The sequence below is a fragment of the Acinetobacter sp. ABJ_C4_1 genome, from assembly GCF_044538495.1.
Lineage (GTDB): Bacteria > Pseudomonadota > Gammaproteobacteria > Pseudomonadales > Moraxellaceae > Acinetobacter > Acinetobacter nosocomialis_A.
Window position 1 is genome coordinate 46,834 of the sequence record NZ_JBIUCQ010000006.1, and the last position, 16,495, is coordinate 63,328.

General features: G+C 40.1%; 17 protein-coding genes. 6 read left to right on the forward strand and 11 right to left on the reverse strand.

Annotated elements, in window-relative coordinates; all coding sequences use genetic code 11:
* Window positions 1–63: 63 nt before the first annotated feature.
* The gene (locus tag ACIF8R_RS09430; RefSeq protein WP_396480412.1) at window positions 64–1,512 is read right to left on the reverse strand and encodes a coniferyl aldehyde dehydrogenase; all 1,449 of its coding nucleotides are present in this window, start codon (window positions 1,510–1,512) and stop codon (window positions 64–66) included.
* 112 nt (window positions 1,513–1,624) lie between these two features.
* On the opposite strand from ACIF8R_RS09430, the gene ACIF8R_RS09435 reads away from it, so the two are divergent.
* From ACIF8R_RS09435 to ACIF8R_RS09455, 5 genes are all read left to right on the forward strand, one after another.
* On the forward strand, window positions 1,625–2,317 hold the full coding sequence (locus ACIF8R_RS09435; protein WP_002053350.1) for a TetR/AcrR family transcriptional regulator: 693 nt from the start codon (window positions 1,625–1,627) through the stop codon (window positions 2,315–2,317).
* Window positions 2,318–2,391: 74 nt separating this feature from the next.
* A complete protein-coding gene (gene purU / locus ACIF8R_RS09440) occupies window positions 2,392–3,255 on the forward strand; it encodes a formyltetrahydrofolate deformylase (RefSeq protein ID WP_005066088.1) in 864 nt (287 codons plus the stop codon).
* A gap of 389 nt (window positions 3,256–3,644) precedes the next feature.
* Window positions 3,645–4,400, forward strand: coding sequence for an energy transducer TonB (locus ACIF8R_RS09445; protein WP_263612871.1), 756 nt, complete (start codon window positions 3,645–3,647; stop codon window positions 4,398–4,400).
* Window positions 4,401–4,445: 45 nt separating this feature from the next.
* Window positions 4,446–5,066, forward strand: a complete 621-nt coding sequence (locus tag ACIF8R_RS09450) for a MotA/TolQ/ExbB proton channel family protein (protein WP_002053291.1) — start codon at window positions 4,446–4,448, stop codon at window positions 5,064–5,066.
* Window positions 5,066–5,470, forward strand: a complete 405-nt coding sequence (locus ACIF8R_RS09455) for a biopolymer transporter ExbD (protein WP_002053449.1) — start codon at window positions 5,066–5,068, stop codon at window positions 5,468–5,470. Before ACIF8R_RS09450 ends, ACIF8R_RS09455 begins: the two co-directional genes overlap by 1 nt.
* A gap of 57 nt (window positions 5,471–5,527) precedes the next feature.
* Here ACIF8R_RS09455 and msrA read toward each other — a convergent pair whose 3' ends face one another.
* From msrA to lgt, 8 genes are all read right to left on the reverse strand, one after another.
* The gene (gene msrA, locus ACIF8R_RS09460) at window positions 5,528–6,052 is read right to left on the reverse strand and encodes a peptide-methionine (S)-S-oxide reductase MsrA (protein WP_396480414.1); all 525 of its coding nucleotides are present in this window, start codon (window positions 6,050–6,052) and stop codon (window positions 5,528–5,530) included.
* A gap of 135 nt (window positions 6,053–6,187) precedes the next feature.
* Window positions 6,188–6,685: an SRPBCC domain-containing protein gene (locus tag ACIF8R_RS09465; RefSeq protein WP_396480416.1), complete on the reverse strand. Its 498-nt coding sequence runs from the start codon at window positions 6,683–6,685 to the stop codon at window positions 6,188–6,190.
* 138 nt (window positions 6,686–6,823) lie between these two features.
* Window positions 6,824–7,879, reverse strand: a complete 1,056-nt coding sequence (locus ACIF8R_RS09470; RefSeq protein ID WP_396480418.1) for a DUF4105 domain-containing protein — start codon at window positions 7,877–7,879, stop codon at window positions 6,824–6,826.
* 14 nt (window positions 7,880–7,893) lie between these two features.
* Entirely contained in the window at window positions 7,894–8,403 is a 510-nt protein-coding gene (locus ACIF8R_RS09475) for a dihydrofolate reductase (protein WP_396480420.1), read from the reverse strand.
* Between the two features lie 44 nt (window positions 8,404–8,447).
* On the reverse strand, window positions 8,448–9,290 hold the full coding sequence (thyA, locus tag ACIF8R_RS09480; protein WP_002115009.1) for a thymidylate synthase: 843 nt from the start codon (window positions 9,288–9,290) through the stop codon (window positions 8,448–8,450).
* 267 nt (window positions 9,291–9,557) lie between these two features.
* On the reverse strand, window positions 9,558–9,923 hold the full coding sequence (locus ACIF8R_RS09485) for a hypothetical protein (protein WP_396480422.1): 366 nt from the start codon (window positions 9,921–9,923) through the stop codon (window positions 9,558–9,560).
* Window positions 9,924–9,934: 11 nt separating this feature from the next.
* Window positions 9,935–10,294 carry a hypothetical protein gene (locus ACIF8R_RS09490; protein WP_209048604.1) on the reverse strand — a complete coding sequence of 120 codons (360 nt, stop codon included), beginning with the start codon at window positions 10,292–10,294 and terminating at the stop codon, window positions 9,935–9,937.
* A gap of 73 nt (window positions 10,295–10,367) precedes the next feature.
* The gene (lgt, locus tag ACIF8R_RS09495) at window positions 10,368–11,186 is read right to left on the reverse strand and encodes a prolipoprotein diacylglyceryl transferase (RefSeq protein WP_200000190.1); all 819 of its coding nucleotides are present in this window, start codon (window positions 11,184–11,186) and stop codon (window positions 10,368–10,370) included.
* A 93-nt stretch (window positions 11,187–11,279) separates the two neighbouring features.
* Here lgt and ACIF8R_RS09500 point away from each other — a divergent pair, with 93 nt between their 5' ends.
* On the forward strand, window positions 11,280–12,059 hold the full coding sequence (locus tag ACIF8R_RS09500) for an NRDE family protein (protein WP_396480561.1): 780 nt from the start codon (window positions 11,280–11,282) through the stop codon (window positions 12,057–12,059).
* 45 nt (window positions 12,060–12,104) lie between these two features.
* Here the strand turns inward: ACIF8R_RS09500 and ACIF8R_RS09505 are convergent, their stop codons facing one another.
* Window positions 12,105–14,297 (reverse strand): PhoX family protein, encoded by a 2,193-nt coding sequence (locus tag ACIF8R_RS09505; RefSeq protein ID WP_396480424.1) that lies wholly within the window; start codon window positions 14,295–14,297, stop codon window positions 12,105–12,107.
* Between the two features lie 203 nt (window positions 14,298–14,500).
* Window positions 14,501–16,486: a PhoX family protein gene (locus tag ACIF8R_RS09510; protein WP_396480426.1), complete on the reverse strand. Its 1,986-nt coding sequence runs from the start codon at window positions 16,484–16,486 to the stop codon at window positions 14,501–14,503.
* Window positions 16,487–16,495 lie beyond the last annotated feature (9 nt).

Below are 16,495 nucleotides of genomic sequence, written 5' to 3' on the forward strand. Positions count from 1 at the left end.
AAAGACAAGCGAAATTGGTAAAAACGAGGCATGATCTAGTGTAACAGATCATGCCTTGATCAGTTAACGCAACAAGGTTTTCGAAATGAAGCGATGAATTGGTTTATTGAACGGTGGAAGAATGTATTTCAGGCTATAAAGTTTTGGATTTGACATCACCGAACGTTCATGTGAAAGCCCAAAAAAGCCTTCTGGTCCGTGATATTTGCCCATACCTGATGCCCCAATTCCGCCAAATGGCAAGTCATCTTGAGCAACATGGGTAATGACCATGTTAATTCCGAAATGTCCTGAATGAGTATGCTGAGAGATGTAATCAGCGCGTGCCTGATCATAGTCAAAATAATACATTGCTAAAGGACGTGGACGACTATTAATGAACTCAATGACCTCTTCTATTTGGTCATATTCTAAAATTGGTAGCACAGGGCCAAAAATTTCATTTTGCATGATATCCATTGCAGTCGTTACACCAGTCACTAAAGTTGGTGGAATTTTGCGGACATCATCTAAAATTTCATTTTGCGGATTGATTTCAACAATACGAGCACCCTGATCACGGGCATTTTCAAGATAACCTTGAATCCGGTTGTACTGTTTATCATTAATAATAGAAGTGTAGTCTTGGTTATTGCGGAAATGAGGATACATTCCAGCCACAATCAATTTAAAGTTCTCGATAAACTCGGCAGTTTTCCCGCGTGGCAAAAAAATATGGTCTGGTGCAACGCAAGTTTGGCCTGCATTCCATAGTTTACCCACAGCAATACGCTGTGCGACATCTTTCATATCTACAGAAGCATGTACCAGAGCAGGGGATTTACCACCCAACTCAAGAATAACCGGCACAAGGTTTTGAGCCGCAGCTGTCATGACTGTTTTGCCAACAGAAGTCGAGCCTGTGAAAATCATTTTGTCAAAAGGCAAATGACTAAATGCATCAGAAATGACGCCACCGCCGTTTACTACAGCAACCAGTTCTTGTGGGAAAGCTTCAGAAAGTGCATTTTCAAGAATCTGTCCAAAATTTGGAGATGCACTCGAAATTTTGATCATGGCATGGTTGCCGGCAGCCAAAGCACAGATGAGTGGACCAACAGACAGTAGTAACGGGTAGTTCCATGGTGTAATAATGCCAATTACACCCATTGGTTGATATTGTACCCAACCTTTTGCTGGCTGATGTAATACACTGATATGGCGTTTTGATGGTTTCATCCATCCGGTTAGGTTCTTACTGTAATACTTGATTTGTTCAAGACAAGTAAGTAACTCACCAATTTTGGTTTCCATAATGGCACGATTGCCATAATCAAGGTTAATTGCTTCGGCAATCTGATCTTGATATTTTACCAAGACTTTTTTAAGACGAGCTAAACGATCAATACGCTCTTTAGCAGTGGGTACCGGATGACGTAAGTAGGCAATCTTTTGCTGCTCAAGCAAATCTTGTAAATGCTTAACATCATAAGGAACCTGAGTCTCTGGATTTGTTTTTGTTTGACTGTTCATCGGTACTTACCAAATATACTGATATACTTATTTTTTAGAGTAAATACTCTAAAGAGTCAAGTTGGTTTCTGTGTGCAAGTCTTAACCATATGAATTAACGAAGGTTATTAAAATGTCTCTACCTAAAGCTCTGAAGACAAAAGACCGGATTTTACAAATCAGTTTGCAGCTCTTTAATGAGCGTGGCGAACGGTCTGTCACTACCAATCATATTGCTGCAGAGCTGGGGATCAGTCCTGGAAACTTGTATTATCACTTTCGAAACAAGCATGAAATTATTAAGGAATTAATGTATCAGTATCAGGTCGAGACTTTAGAAATGCTCTCTTTACCTGAAGACAGACCATTAACCACCAACGACAAAATTAATTATTTTCAGGTGCTCAGCGGTCAGTTGTGGAACTATCGCTTTATTCATCGCGATGTTTATCACTTAGTTGAAAGTAACGAAGACTTTAAGAAGATCTATCCGCGCTTTGCGGGACAGGTGATGCAGCAAGGACAAAGAATTTATCAGGCCTTTGTCGATGCGGGTCTTATGAAAATGACAGCTTCCGAAATTGAAGCACTCATTATTAACCTTTGGATTGTCTTAACCAACTGGACCAACTTTTTATATATGTCCGGACACATTAGTGACAATAACCACCTTGAGGAAAAATGGGTTTGGCAAGCATTACGCCAAATGGTTTTCTTAGAGGGCCCTTATTTAATGGGTGAAAGCCGTGCGACTTATGAACAATTGCTCGAATCACTTGGACCTTCTGATCTTTTTGCAAGCTTGTCATCCTTAAAAGATGAATAGTTGTGCTTGCTTATTTAGAGCGCTAGAATACTCGGCTTATTAAAAATTTGTCTCAATTAAGTGATATTAACAAAATGAATATGACCACTGCCAATACAGCCCGTTTACTGATTACTTGTGAAGACAAGCCTGGGATCGTACAGGCTGTATCGAGCTTTTTGTACCATCAAGGTGCAAACATTACCGCGCTTGATCAATATGCGACGGAAGCTCAAGGCGGACGTTATTTCATGCGTGTTGAATTTGAACTTGATCATTTACAGTCGCGTAAAGATGCATTAATTCAAACATTTGCTGCCAACGTTGCTGAACGTTATGGCATGCAATGGCGTCTTGCTTTCGTAAACGAAATTAAAAAGGTTGGTATTTTAGTTTCTAAAGTCGACCATGCTTTGCTTGAGTTATTATGGCGTCATGCGCGTGGTTCTTTACCTTGTGAAATTACGCATGTGATTTCTAACCATGAAGATTTACGTGAATCTGTTGAGAACTTTGGTATTCCGTTTACTGTAATTAAAGTAACCAAAGACAATAAAGCCGAAGCTTATGCTCAAATTGATGAAATGATGCAAGGTAACGACTTATTAGTTCTTGCACGTTACATGCAGATTTTAAGCGAAGATTTTGTTGCAAAATGGGAAATGAAAATCATCAATATTCACCATTCATTCTTACCTGCTTTCGTTGGGGCAAACCCATATAAGCAAGCCTATGAAAAAGGTGTGAAGTTGATTGGTGCAACAGCTCACTATGTGACTGCTGACCTAGACCAAGGCCCGATTATTGAGCAAGACGTTGAACGTGTAAGCCATGATTATAACGTTGAGCAGTTACGTGAGCTTGGTGAAGATGTAGAACGTAATGTATTGGCTCGTGCTGTTAAATGGCATTTGGAAGACCGCATTATTGTAGATGGTAATAAGACAGTTGTTTTCTAATTAGCTTATATTTTTAAAAGCACACTTTTGAGTGTGCTTTTTTATGGCTAAAATAAATTTAAAATGTTATAACATAACCTTAATTTGATGTTCTATTGGTTATTCTCAATATTGTAACTACTTAATGTCTTTTTAAGTTGAGCACGATTTGATAAGTAGTCTATGGAACTAACAAATTTTAGTGTGTTGTCTAAGCATGAGAAAAGTAAGGTGATATCACTTTATGAAGTTAGATTGCACAATACTAGGAAATGTTTTTCGCAAAAAATTAGTTGCAAATGAAAACACTTCTCATTTATTATTGTGGCACTTTATTGTTCTATCCGATGTTTGAAATCGTTTCTATAAATTGAAGTCGAGATCATCATCCATTAGGTAATTAGATTCTTATGAGTCAATCTTCCGCAGCCTTAAACTCTCCCAATCCGATGAAAAAGAAAGTCATCACGGCGCTAATTGCGGTTGCAATTGGTCATATCGGGGTCTTATGGGCAGTTAGCCACATTAAGCCTGCTGAACTAAAGCCAATTGACAAGAAGCCTTTACAAGTCCGCTTTGTAAAAATTCAAGAACAACCAAAACCTTTACCACCGAAACCAAAAGAACCGCCTAAAAAGCCGGAACCCAAAAAAGAAGTGAAAGAGGTAAAGGTTGTTGAGAAACCTGTGATTCCACCTAAACCAGTGGAAAAAATTCAGCAGGTGAAAAAGGCTGAAACTCCTAAACAAACAGTAAAGACAGAACCTAAAGTTGAACCAAAAGTAGTTACTCCAACGACTACTGTGACTGAAAAAGTCGTTGAAAAGCCAAAACCAGTGGTACAAGAAGCACCTAAAGCTCAACCTGCGCCAGATCCATCACCAAAACGCGTTTCAATTGGTGGTTCAGGTGTGCAGTGGAGTCGCTCACCACGTTTGACTGTTTCACCAAAAGATTTACAAGGCGAAGCGCGTTCAGTTGTTGTACTCATTGAAGCCGATGAAAAAGGCAAGATTACCAATGTGCGCGTAACCCGAAGCAGCGGCATTTCAAGTCTAGATGACAAAGTAGTCCGTGCTGTACGTGGTGCAAAATTTAAACCTTATATGGAAAACGGTGTTGCTTATCCAATTAAAGCAGAGCAACCGTTTGATTTAACCCCTTAAACGAAATTTGAGTCCCAACGGCTAACCTTAATCAGGAGTTCGAATATGAACTTTTCAATCTATTGGCAACATGCAGATGCAGTGAGTAAAACCCTGTATTTCATCTTATTGGCAATGTCGATTGCTACTTGGACAGTTTTCATCTTACGTTTGATGGGGACTCGCCAACTAAAACAACAAGCTTACGCTCAACTCTCTAAAGCTATTAGTTCGCTAAAAGCGAAGTTACAGCCTTTGAGTTTTGAACAGCGTAAAGCAGTTGCAGAGCAAGCATTATTGCGCCAAATTTCTGCTGAAAAAGTCAATGCTGAGAAAGGTATTTCTGTTTTAGGAACAATTGCTTCAATTGCACCATTTGTTGGTTTGTTTGGTACGGTATGGGGTATTTTCCACGCGCTGGTTGCTGTAGGTAAGAGCGGACAAGCAGGATTGGCTCAAGTGGCTACACCAGTAGGTGAAGCGCTTATTATGACTGGTCTTGGTCTTGCAGTTGCGATTCCTGCGGTATTGGCTTATAACATTTGTGTACGTGCTAATCGTGGTCTTGCTCATGATTTACAAGATCAAGCACACAGTTTATTAATTGATACGATGTTGCAGCAAGACTCAACTGTAAAGTCTGATGTTAAAACTGCAGAACAAAGTTATGTTGGAGGTCAAGCTTAATGGCTTTTCAATTGGGTGAAGACCACGATAGTGGCATAAATGAGATGAACCTCATTCCGCTAATCGACATTATGTTGGTGTTAATGATCATCTTTTTGGTCACAGCAACAGTTGCCAACCCATCGATTCCATTAACACTGCCTAAAACAACTGCTGAAATTATTGATCCACCACCAAAAGCAATTACGATTAGTATCAATGCAAATGGTGAAGTGGCTTGGGATACTCAAGTAATTAGCCTTGATGAGCTTCAAAAACGTTTCCAGGAAGCAGGTCAAGGTGCGGTTAAACCAACCGTTCAACTTCGTGCTGATAAAGAGTCGAAGTACGATACTGTGGCTCAGGTAATGTCTCGCGCCAGTGAAGCCGGACTGAGCGATATTGCCTTTGTCAGTGAAAACTAAAGTTTAGTTTACTCAATAAAAAAGCAACCAATTTGGTTGCTTTTTTATTGCTCTGATTTATTGATCTTTCATCAGATGCTGGAATTTACTATACAGCTTGAGCAACTTAGGTGGAATCGCAAAGTTGCAATAACCTTGTGAAGGGTTCTTTGCATAGTAATTCTGATGATATTCTTCGGCTGGATAGAATGTCGGGACAGGAGACAGCTCAGTCACAATATCAAGATCGTCATCTTTTAACGTTTGAATCGTGTGTTCTGCTGCCTGTTTTTGCTCTTCATTATAATAATAAATAACAGAGCGGTACTGAGTACCAATATCATTACCTTGGCGGTTTAAAGTCGTTGGATCATGCGTTGCAAAGAAGACATCAAGTAACTGAGAATATGTAACTTGCTGTTCATCAAAGTCAATAAGGACCACTTCAGCATGCTGAGTGTCTCCTTGACATACTTGCTCATAGGTTGGGTGAGTTGTATGCCCACCAGCATAACCACTTGTTACTTTTTCTACACCACGTATTTGTAAAAATACGGCTTCGACGCACCAAAAACAGCCGCCGCCAAATAATGCCTGTTGCATTGTTTTTCCCTCTATTTCCTGCCTATTACAATAGGGTCTATCTAACTAGATTACAAAGTAAAGCGTGTATAAAAAAGTAAAGAAAAAGAGAATAACTTATTTAGTTTTCGATAGCCACCAACAGATCCTCTATATTTAAAGGGTTTCTAGATATGCTTCTAAGTTGGAGAGTGTGCCATTAAATCCTTGTGTCATTCCATCGCGAGCAGAATCAAAAGTTGAATTCCCAATATCGTCAGAGTTCCACGGTTGCCAAGTAATTGTGACTTTTGTTTTATTATCAATATCTTCAAAAGTTGTGGTTGCTAACATTTCTAAGGGCCATGTCGGTGACATAGGGTGTCGTGTGTTGTTACCGTCTTTGTCTGAGAAAGATTGAATAAACGTTAATCGCTCATTAGGTTCAATCTCACGAAACACCTGCTTCCCCCACATTTGTGTTCCATCGGGTCCTTCTAACCCATAGTGATAAGTTCCACCAACTCTAAAATCCATTGAGGTATGAATGATTTTGAAATTTTTTGGACTCATCCAATTTTGTAAGTGATTAATATCAGTATGAACCTTGAATACAAGATCACGAGGTGCATTGAATACTTTAGAAATACTAAATGGTGTAATTTTTTCTGTCATGATTATTTTCCTTTATTAGAAAACTGGTTAATTTAAGTTATGGAGTTACTTTGTGATTCTTGCACATTATTTTCGCTGACTATCAAAGTGTACTTTTGATAGTCAGCGAAAATGAGTCTATAAAATATCAAGCAGACTCTAGTCAGCTTTGGGTAAACCTTGTCGCACAATTTGAGAGAAGTGTTCACTACTCTGATCTGAAAGTTGTTCAAAATGCTCAGTACGTGGATTGATATGCGCGATTTGATACCACTGCTTTAAACTAATATTTTGATTAAGCGCTTTAAGATCATATAAATAATTAGGTAGATAACCAGAGGCTATTAACCGATAATCTTTAGGAAGCTGATATGGGTTAATGGCTTGAACCATATCAAAAATCAAGGTTGTACAATTACTTGTGAGGGTGTTATACCATTTTGGCTGTGCACGTAGCTCATCTGACTTTTTAAGATATTCTAAAAATAACGCTTTTTGTTCTGAGCGTGGCATATTGACTGGGAAATTATAAACTTGCTCTTTACGGATGTTGCTACGCGTGTAGACAATATCTTTTTCATCAGATGCAATTAAGCTCAGTTCATATTTTCTAAAAAAGCCACCCACTGCCGAAAACTCCTCAGTCTTTTCTTTTCGAATTTCGATTGAAAAAACTAAAGGCTGTTGATTCTTAAATTCGAAACTGACGAGTGTATGGGCAATTTGTGGCCCCATCCAGTAAGAGGTAATAATATTTATGCCATTTAACTGGTTCAGGTCAAAAGTACGGGTTTCCCAGCGAGCGTCATAAGTACCATCGGGATGCCAGTTGAAGTTACGTACATTGTGCAAAGTAACAACGTTGCCGTGTTTTTCGTAACTTAGCATATTGGCAACTTCAGGGTTCCAGTCACGGTCTTGACGCGCAGTAATTGAGAAATACCAAACCAGAGAACAAGCAAAAGCTAAAAGATAAATTAAGATATCTGTACGACGGCTAATGATATGACCATTGAAGTATAAGCCAGCCATACTTAATGCAAAGGCAATCCATATGCCGATAATAATGCGACTGCCTAACCAGCCAAAAGGTTGTTGCACCCAAAGCGCTAAACATACCCAAATACTGGAGAGCACAATAAACAACGTGAATAAACCATGTAAAGCGCCGAAGAGGAGGGCGATAATAAATTCACGTGTTCCGATATTGTGCATAGGCGGCCATAAAATTATTTTTTATAAGTTGCAAATTCGAATGAAGTTCCTGTTTTTTCATCTACTTGCTGCTCACTCGCAGTTTTATGAAATTCACTCGGTATAGTTGGATAATGTGCATCACCTTGTACATCTAAGTCAACATGAGTGAGCTCGAGACGGTCTGCAATTGACAAGGTTTGCTTAAATATTTCACCACCACCAATGATGAAAAGCGCCTGCTTTTCGGTGTTTTTGGCGTCTTCTAAAGCTGCGTTTAAAGCATCTTCAATTGAATACGCAATTTTTACGCCGTCAAAGTGCCAGTTAATATCACGGGTAATTACCCAGTTCACACGGTTCGGTAGAGCGCGGCCCATAGACTCAAGGGTTTTACGGCCCATGATGACCACGCCACGCTGGGTGATTTCTTTAAAGTGTTTTAAGTCGGCAGAGATATGCCATGGCAACGCATTGCCTTTACCAATACAGTGATTTTTGTCCATTGCGACAACGTGGACAACTTCTACATTTTGCCATGCCATAATCTTATTCTCTAAACCGTAATCTAATGAAATTTAAGCCGTCGTTATACTGCAACCGGAGCTTTAATTGCTGGATGTGACTCGTAACCTACAATCTCGATATCTTCAAATTTGAAATCGAAAAGGTCTTTAACTTCCGGATTAAGTTTTAATTGGCAAAGTGGTAATGGTTCACGTGTTAATTGTAGTCGTGCCTGCTCGAAATGGTTGGCATAAAGATGCGTATCGCCACCTGTCCAAACAAAATCACCTACGCCTAAACCGCACACTTGAGCAATCATATGAGTGAGTAGAGCATAACTAGCAATATTAAATGGCACGCCCAAGAACACGTCAGCACTACGTTGATAAAGCTGGCATGACAATTTGTTGTCTTGTACGAAAAATTGGAAGAGTGTGTGGCAAGGTGGCAATGCAACTTGTCCAGCTTCATTCGGGTTCCAGCCAGAAACGATTAAACGGCGCGAATTTGGGTTAGTTTTGATTTCGTTAATTAACCATTTAATTTGGTCAAAACCATCTTGATTATAAGTACCATCAGCATTTTTAGTTGCGCCGAAATTACGCCATTGGTGGCCATAAACTGGGCCTAGTTCATGTTCTGGGCGGCCAAAACGAGCTGTTTGTTCTGCTGTAGCCCATTCGTCCCAAATTGAAACTTTATTATCTTTTAGATATTGGACGTTGGTGTCGCCTTTTAAAAACCAAAGTAACTCAATCACAATAGAACGGAAGTGAACTTTTTTTGTGGTGAGTAAAGGAAAACCTTTAGAGAGATCAAAACGCATTTGATGACCAAATACAGAACGGGTTCCTGTGCCTGTACGGTCGCCTTTGTCACCGCCATTATCAAGGATATGTTGTAGTAGGTCTAAATATGCACGCATAACACTCTCGAGTTCGGATTAATTCCATCAAATAAAAGGGAAAGATAGGTCAGATGATATATAAATACTCAAATGTATAAATACATAAATGTATAAATACATAAATATGTAAATACATAAATGTGTAAATACATAAATATGTAAATACATAAATGTGTAAATACATAAATGTGTAAATACATAAATGTGTAAATACTCAAAGATGATACCTGTTGTAGCTCAAGATGAAAATCTAAAAATAGTTCTATGGCATTTCAGGAGGCATAATTAGTCAAAACGCTTGGCACGATTTTGATAAATTGAAACAAGAAAAAATCCAACCAGTACAAAGCCTAAAGCTTGTATCGTTACGATCCAATTGTGTTGAGGCGGTAACATCCACACAACAAGAGCAACAATAATGAAAGGGTAAATTCTAAGCAGAAACTGGAAGTTAGATTTATATGAACTACGAGCTGGAATTTTTGTTTGTAAATATTGCCCGAAATGAAGCCCGAAACCTAACACAAGGCTAAGAATAGTATAAGTCGGCGATAAAGGCTGGACTTGATTGGCTATATAAATTGCAGCACAAACCGCAATAATGAAGATGAGTTTGATGTGACGCGGTGCGTTGTACCAATAAGCCAACATAAAACGGGAGCCTATTTGTTAAATAATGATTGTGGTGAAAAAATAAAAGCAGCAAGCGCCATAAATGCAATGCCTTGAACGCCCCAAATAAGCAAGTTCGGCATGGCTTTCACAAAAATAAGAGCAAACAAGAGGGCAATAGGCACCCATGTAAATAGGCGGTAAAGTAAACCGGTTGGATTGCTTTGAGCAAAATGCAATTTAAAGTAACGGCAGATTAAAAAAATAACCCCAGTTCCCGTAAACATTAAAATGGTATCTAATGGCAATGGTTGATATTGATATAACCCAATACAGATTAAGAGGGTAATAATTAAAATGATTAATTTTTTAAAAGTCGGGACTTGCTTGTTAAACCAGAATTCCAGCATGGTGTATCTTCTTTCTTGGGAGATAAAAACTGTAGCATAAAAAAGAGGAGCCGAAACTCCTCTGATTTAGATGTTAACTGTTCTTTTGTGGGCCCCAGTCATAAATTTTCTTTTGATAGGCATACCACATCATCCAAAGGCCAATGAGCAACATTGGAACTGTAAGAATCTGACCTTTAGTCATCCAACCAAATAAAATAAAGCCTTGGTCGGCATCGGGTTGACGGAAGAATTCCATTACAAAACGTGCAACGCCGTAACCCATTAAAAATAGCGCTGAAACGGCCATACGTGGGCGAGGTTTTGAACTAAACCACCACAAGATAATGAATAGAATTAGACCTTCGCAAAGTGCTTGATAAATTTGAGAAGGGTGGCGAACCAAATGTAATGGATCCGTTGGGAAAATCATTCCAAATGGATAATTCGGATCTGTAACCGCACGGCCATATAACTCTCCACCAATAAAGTTACCGAAGCGTCCGAACATTAAGCCTGTCGGTACACAAGGGGCAATAAAGTCGAGTGTTTGGAACCATGTTTTTTGATATTTTTTACACCAGAATAGCATTGCAATCATGACGCCTAAGAAGCCGCCGTGGAAGCTCATACCGCCAGTCCAGACTTGGAATAACCAGATTGGGTTTTCAAGGAATTTATCAAATTCATAGAAAAGCACATAGCCGATACGTCCGCCTAGCACAACACCTAAAGCGCCATAAAACACCAGATCGGAAACCATGTCCGATGTCCAGCCATCACGCTGTTTGGCACGGTAGGAAGCGAGTCCCCAAGCACATAAAAATGCCAATAAATACATGAGTCCATACCAATGGACTTGAAGAGGTCCTAGATGTATTGCGACCGGATCGATATTAGGATAGGTCAGCATTGCTGCTCCTTGATCTTACGTTTTGACAGATTGTAGCGGAATGATGTGAAAAATGTTGTACATTCAATGTGTAAACATAGGGAACAAGAATCAATGTGTATTGTGGCTTTAGCATGGCATGTTCTGGATGATATGCCCTTGTGTCTTATTTCAAACCGTGATGAGTTTTATCACCGACCAACCGCATTGTTGCATCAATGGGAACATACACCAATCATTGCAGGGCAAGACTTACAGTCCGGTGGCACTTGGATGGGCGTTACGCCACAGGGCCGATGGGCTGTGTTAACTAATTTCCGTGATGGACGTGATAAACAGCAATACGAGACTTCTCGTGGTCATTTAGTTCAGGCTTTTTTAGAGTCTGATTTATTGCCGATTCGTTTTGCTCAGCAATTAGAACAACGGCAACAAAACTTTGCTGGTTTTAACCTCTTTATGGGGACTGCTGATCAAGCGGTCTACATGAGCAACCGTGGTGAGGCTCCTCAAGTATTAGCCAATGGTGTGTATGTGGTTTCGAATGGTTTAATGTCCGATCACTGGGAGAAAACCAGACATTTAAGAACTCGTTTTACGCAAGAGTTCTTGCCTATGCATCAGCACAAAACAGAAGAGTTAAGCTTGCAACATGCAGCGTGGGATATTTTAGAAGATGAGCGCAAGGTCACCACAGCATTGTTGCCAAATACGGGCATTCAACCAGAAATGGAAGAGTTATTGTCATCGACTTTTATTCAAAGCCCAGTATATGGAACACGTTGTTCGAATTTTTTAAGAATGACCAATAATGAATGGATTTGGTTGGAAAAGACCCAGCAAGGCGAACATAGCGGCCAAATTGTACAGCAGCAGATACTTCTAAATTGTTAACAAAATGCCGATCAAATGATCGGCATTTTTATAATAATGACGTCATTAACCAGCAATAACGCCGCCATCTTTACGGGTAATCACTACAGTTGCTGAACGGGGGCGCGCAGTTTTATTGTTTGGGTCTTTTTGTGTGGCAGGCCAGTTACTTTCTGGTTTTGCGTAACTTGGAGAGTCTTCACCAGGGTGCTGAACATTAATGAAAATTGCCTTATAGTCCGGTGTCATGGCAATACCAGTAATTTCACATTGCTTTGGTCCGACTAAGAAACGGCGTAATGTTGCGTCTGTAACTTTAGCGCCTGTTATGGTTTGCTGACCATTTGATGTAGTTGCCGCACCGCCATCACCAATTTGACCCGGTAGGGCAGCAAGCATCATACAGTTGGTGACATCTGTATAAGCACCGTCATCTGTTTCAATCCAGAGAACACCGCGTGGGTCAAACCACATACCATCTGGAGATGAAAAGTCGTTATTGTCTGTTAAACCTGACAAGTTGATGTTTGAAGCCATCGAAGCTTCTGCACCAAATAAGTAAATGTCCCACTTGAAGGTTTCAGCAGTGGTTTTGTCATCGACTTCTCTAAAACGAATGATATGGCCGTTCACATTTCCTTTTTGTTCTTTTGTGCCTGCATATAGGTCGGTATAGTTACGAGGGTTGGCTGCATCTGTAGGGTAATCTTTACCACGGTTTGAGTTGTTGGTGAGTGTGACATAGATTTCGCCATTAATCGGGTTAACGGTTGCCCATTCTGGGCGGTCCATTTTTGTTGCACCGACTGAATCTGCTGCTAAACGCGCAAAGGTGACTACGTCTGCCTGAGATTTAAATGGATAGGTAGTGTTACTTTCATTTAAACCATTTTTACCGTAGGCAAGTTCAATCCATTGACCTGAACCATCGTTATTAAATTTGGCAACATACAACTTACCTGAGTTCATGTATTTGTCACCGGCTGCATAGCCGCCGTTTATATCTTTTGTGTCCCACACTGCGGTTGAAACAAACTTATAGATGTATTCGCCACGAGAGTCATCACCCATATAAAATGCGATTGGTTGACCTGCTACGGCACGACAAGCACTGTCTTCATGGGCAAAACGGCCTAATGAGGTACGTTTAACCGGATTTTGACGGTTATCAAATGGGTCAATTTCGACCATCCAGCCAAATGTGTTTGGACCATTGCGGTAATCTTGGGTTGCTTGAGCTGCTTTTACATCGGCATTCCAGCGGTCATATAGGTCTTGTGCCTCTACTTGACCAATTGCGGTTTCCCAGCCGTAGCGCGAACTCGACCCTGCTTTAAGGCCATAGCGTTTAAGGGCAATAATTTCTTCTGGAGCACGTAGCGCATCATCAGTTGTACTGCGGGCAAAATAACCGATAAAGTTTTCTTCTGTGGTTAAGTATGTTCCCCAAGGTGTATAGCCATTACCACAGTTATTGTGTGTACCACGAGTCTGACGGCCAGCAGGTGAAAAGCGCGTTGAAAGTAAGTTAGACCCTGCTGCTGCACCTGCAAAGTCCATGACTGTAGAGCCTGTAATACGTCTATTAAAAATAGAGTTTTTTACAACTTCTACTTTTTGTGTAGCAGGGTCTTTTTTAATATGTACTACAGAAACGCCATGAGCATTGGTTTCGCGAATGACTTCATCTTCAGGACGGCGTCCATCAACTTTGGTTGGACCTTTAGGGTGCAAAAAGGTTTGGTTGATGTATTCGTGGTTCATCACCAATAAACCTTGTGCTGAAACAGTTTCATCAAAACGGTTTGTTGATGTGTTTAAACCAAAATAGTGCATACCATCGTGGCAGTCGCCAGAGCGAAACTGGAAGCTTGGACCAGATGGAATATTGTTATCGTCCCAATCACCAAAAGAAGGATTAATAGAGTCACCTAAAGCGTAAATCACATTTGCCTCATAACCTTCTGGTACGGTCACAATATCATTTAAATTTTTAGCAACTGGCGTAAAGGTAAGTTTTTCTGGCTTTTTGTTTGGATCGACTGGAGCAGTTCCACCGTTGTTGGAGCTAGAGTCATCGTTATTATCATTACAGCCCGTTAAAGTAGAGGCTAAAGTTAATGCCACAGCCCCGCTTGCTGCTTTAGTAATGAGACTACGACGACTTACGTATTGGTCTAAAACATCACGAAAGTGAATATTGTTCGAAGTGTTGTTATCTAGTTCCTGATCTTCATGATATGGGGTCAAATCGTTCATATTAAATTCCTAATTCAAAATAAGTTTTTCTAAATGTCTTGATTAGCTTAAGTTTTGAATATGACGAGGTCTTGACGTTTTAATGATAACTTAATGAAAAATTTGATCGTTTAGTCAAAAAGAAAAGTACTTTTTATTTTTATGGGGGTTTTTAAATAAAAGAAACCTGCATAAAGCAGGCTTCTTTTGAGTTGCGGTAAGAATTATTTCTTCACAACAGATGGTGCTAGAGGGTCAGCCGTAATATAACCAACTGCCGCTGCAAAACGATCTTTGTAGTTTGCACGAACAAGAGGATCAAGAGTTGCTTTTACTTTATCGTGTAATGGAGATTCCCAGTCACCCGGATGCTGGAAGTTACTCATGATATAAGTCCAGCCATTCACTGCATCTACAGCATGTAAACCTGTCGATTCAGCACCAGCAGGTGTTGATAAGATACGGCTTAATTGTTTGGTATCTACGTTATATGCCCATAAGAAGTTATTTACGTGCATACCACTGTCTTCACCAATGAAGAGCGTACGTAAGTTTTCAGAGAACTTAATGTTATCTGGGTTTGCAATTTTATCTGCATTTGCAAGGTTACCCAAAGCATCAGCAGTTGTAAGGTCTTCGCCCACTAAAGCTGCTGGCGGTTCCATATGAGTCGATACCCATTCACTGTTAATGAGCTGACCTTTGTTGTCAACTTGGCTGCCTTTTAAAGTGTGTGCATAAACTGCACCAGCTTTTGGACCTTGTACTTGAATATCAGTGGTTTTATCAACCATAGAAGACTGTACATAAGACATCGCAGAGTATGCGATTTTGTCTTTAATATTTACAGTTGTGCCTTCCATCTTGGTGAAGCCCATACTTGCGCCCACTAAAGCTGCATAACGATGCGTTTCTAGGAAAGCTGCTTCACGCTCTTTACCCGGTACAAGTTTGACCCAGTTATTTTTGCCGCTATAACGGATTTTGGTATAGCTTGCATCTTGAGGATCTGTAGTTTTTACATCCATCAAGTCTGAAATCTTGTATTGATCTGCCCAGCTTTTTACTTCTGCACTTGTTGCATGACCAAGGTTAATCCAAGAAATATCACCCGCACCAGCGCCTACACCTGAGGTTTGCTTCCATTTAGCAACATAGAGCGTACCCGCAGATAAGTCTTTTTCTTTATCGGCAACAAACATGAATAAACCACCATTCGTTGCATCATCACCCATCAATGCAGTGCGGTTATCTGGCATAACTTGAATAAGTTCGTGCGAGATACGACCTAAACAGTAATGTTTTTTGATTGAACCTGTACCATCTGTATTTACAGTCACTTCTGGTAAATGACCGTAGTGGTATGGGTTACCTTTGGTACTGTCACCAAATAAGTTTTTGCTAAATACTGGTAAGTAGCTTCCAGCAACGTTGTTTGCGTCTGGTTCGTATTCTTCACTAGAAAGGTGAGTTCCCCATGGAGATAAGCTTGCACCACAAGTAATCCATAAACCGTTTACTTTAGAAGTATCGACATTGTGGTATTTAACCAGTGTTAAATGACCAGTTTTAGGGTCTTGGTCTAAAGTTAAAATCGCAATTGGAGATGGTAGTAAGCCATACATAGACGCTAAGCTTTGGTCACGAGTCGTATATTCAAACTGAACGACGTGAAATACAGGATTACCTGTCACACCTAAAGCTTGTTTGTCTGCATCGGTAAAGTCACGCCCAGTTGCTTGTTTAAAGCTAATTAAAGAGCTTCCATCTGGACAGTCAGAGAAGAATTGACGTTCTTGCCCTGGTTTTGATTTATCAATAATTGGTTGATTATTAATATCAACATAACCACCCGCTAGAATTTTTCCACCTTTACCGTCTGCAACCAGATCACCTGTGGTAAAGAAAGGCTTATACGCTAATGTATAGTCAGTTTTTGAGCCATCTTCCCAGCTAATTGAAAGGCTTGATGCAACAGTTGTGGTTGCCATCGCTGCTGGGTTTGCTAAAGATGGTGCAGCCATTGAAGTGAAAGTTGCATTTTTAAAGTTTACTGTTGGTGGTGGAGTAACAACATCTGAATCATTATTGCTGTCATTACAGCCTGCTAACGTTGCTGCCGTAGCCATCGCACCTAATGGAAGAAAAGGGATCCCCGTAAACCATTTTAAAATATCGCGACGTGTTGGGTGGTTAGAAGCAGTTGTCATAATAAATCC

Coding starts and splice junctions, on each gene's coding strand:
- ACIF8R_RS09485 (WP_396480422.1), bottom strand. CDS start 9,923: ATGTTGGCTTATTGGTACAACGCACCGCGTCACATCAAACTCATCTTC.
- ACIF8R_RS09445 (WP_263612871.1), top strand. CDS start 3,645: ATGAGTCAATCTTCCGCAGCCTTAAACTCTCCCAATCCGATGAAAAAG.
- ACIF8R_RS09490 (WP_209048604.1), bottom strand. CDS start 10,294: ATGCTGGAATTCTGGTTTAACAAGCAAGTCCCGACTTTTAAAAAATTA.
- ACIF8R_RS09510 (WP_396480426.1), bottom strand. CDS start 16,486: ATGACAACTGCTTCTAACCACCCAACACGTCGCGATATTTTAAAATGG.
- ACIF8R_RS09435 (WP_002053350.1), top strand. CDS start 1,625: ATGTCTCTACCTAAAGCTCTGAAGACAAAAGACCGGATTTTACAAATC.
- thyA (WP_002115009.1), bottom strand. CDS start 9,290: ATGCGTGCATATTTAGACCTACTACAACATATCCTTGATAATGGCGGT.
- ACIF8R_RS09500 (WP_396480561.1), top strand. CDS start 11,280: ATGTGTATTGTGGCTTTAGCATGGCATGTTCTGGATGATATGCCCTTG.
- ACIF8R_RS09505 (WP_396480424.1), bottom strand. CDS start 14,297: ATGAACGATTTGACCCCATATCATGAAGATCAGGAACTAGATAACAAC.
- ACIF8R_RS09450 (WP_002053291.1), top strand. CDS start 4,446: ATGAACTTTTCAATCTATTGGCAACATGCAGATGCAGTGAGTAAAACC.
- ACIF8R_RS09465 (WP_396480416.1), bottom strand. CDS start 6,685: ATGACAGAAAAAATTACACCATTTAGTATTTCTAAAGTATTCAATGCA.
- msrA (WP_396480414.1), bottom strand. CDS start 6,052: ATGCAACAGGCATTATTTGGCGGCGGCTGTTTTTGGTGCGTCGAAGCC.
- lgt (WP_200000190.1), bottom strand. CDS start 11,186: ATGCTGACCTATCCTAATATCGATCCGGTCGCAATACATCTAGGACCT.
- ACIF8R_RS09475 (WP_396480420.1), bottom strand. CDS start 8,403: ATGGCATGGCAAAATGTAGAAGTTGTCCACGTTGTCGCAATGGACAAA.
- ACIF8R_RS09470 (WP_396480418.1), bottom strand. CDS start 7,879: ATGCACAATATCGGAACACGTGAATTTATTATCGCCCTCCTCTTCGGC.
- purU (WP_005066088.1), top strand. CDS start 2,392: ATGAATATGACCACTGCCAATACAGCCCGTTTACTGATTACTTGTGAA.
- ACIF8R_RS09430 (WP_396480412.1), bottom strand. CDS start 1,512: ATGAACAGTCAAACAAAAACAAATCCAGAGACTCAGGTTCCTTATGAT.
- ACIF8R_RS09455 (WP_002053449.1), top strand. CDS start 5,066: ATGGCTTTTCAATTGGGTGAAGACCACGATAGTGGCATAAATGAGATG.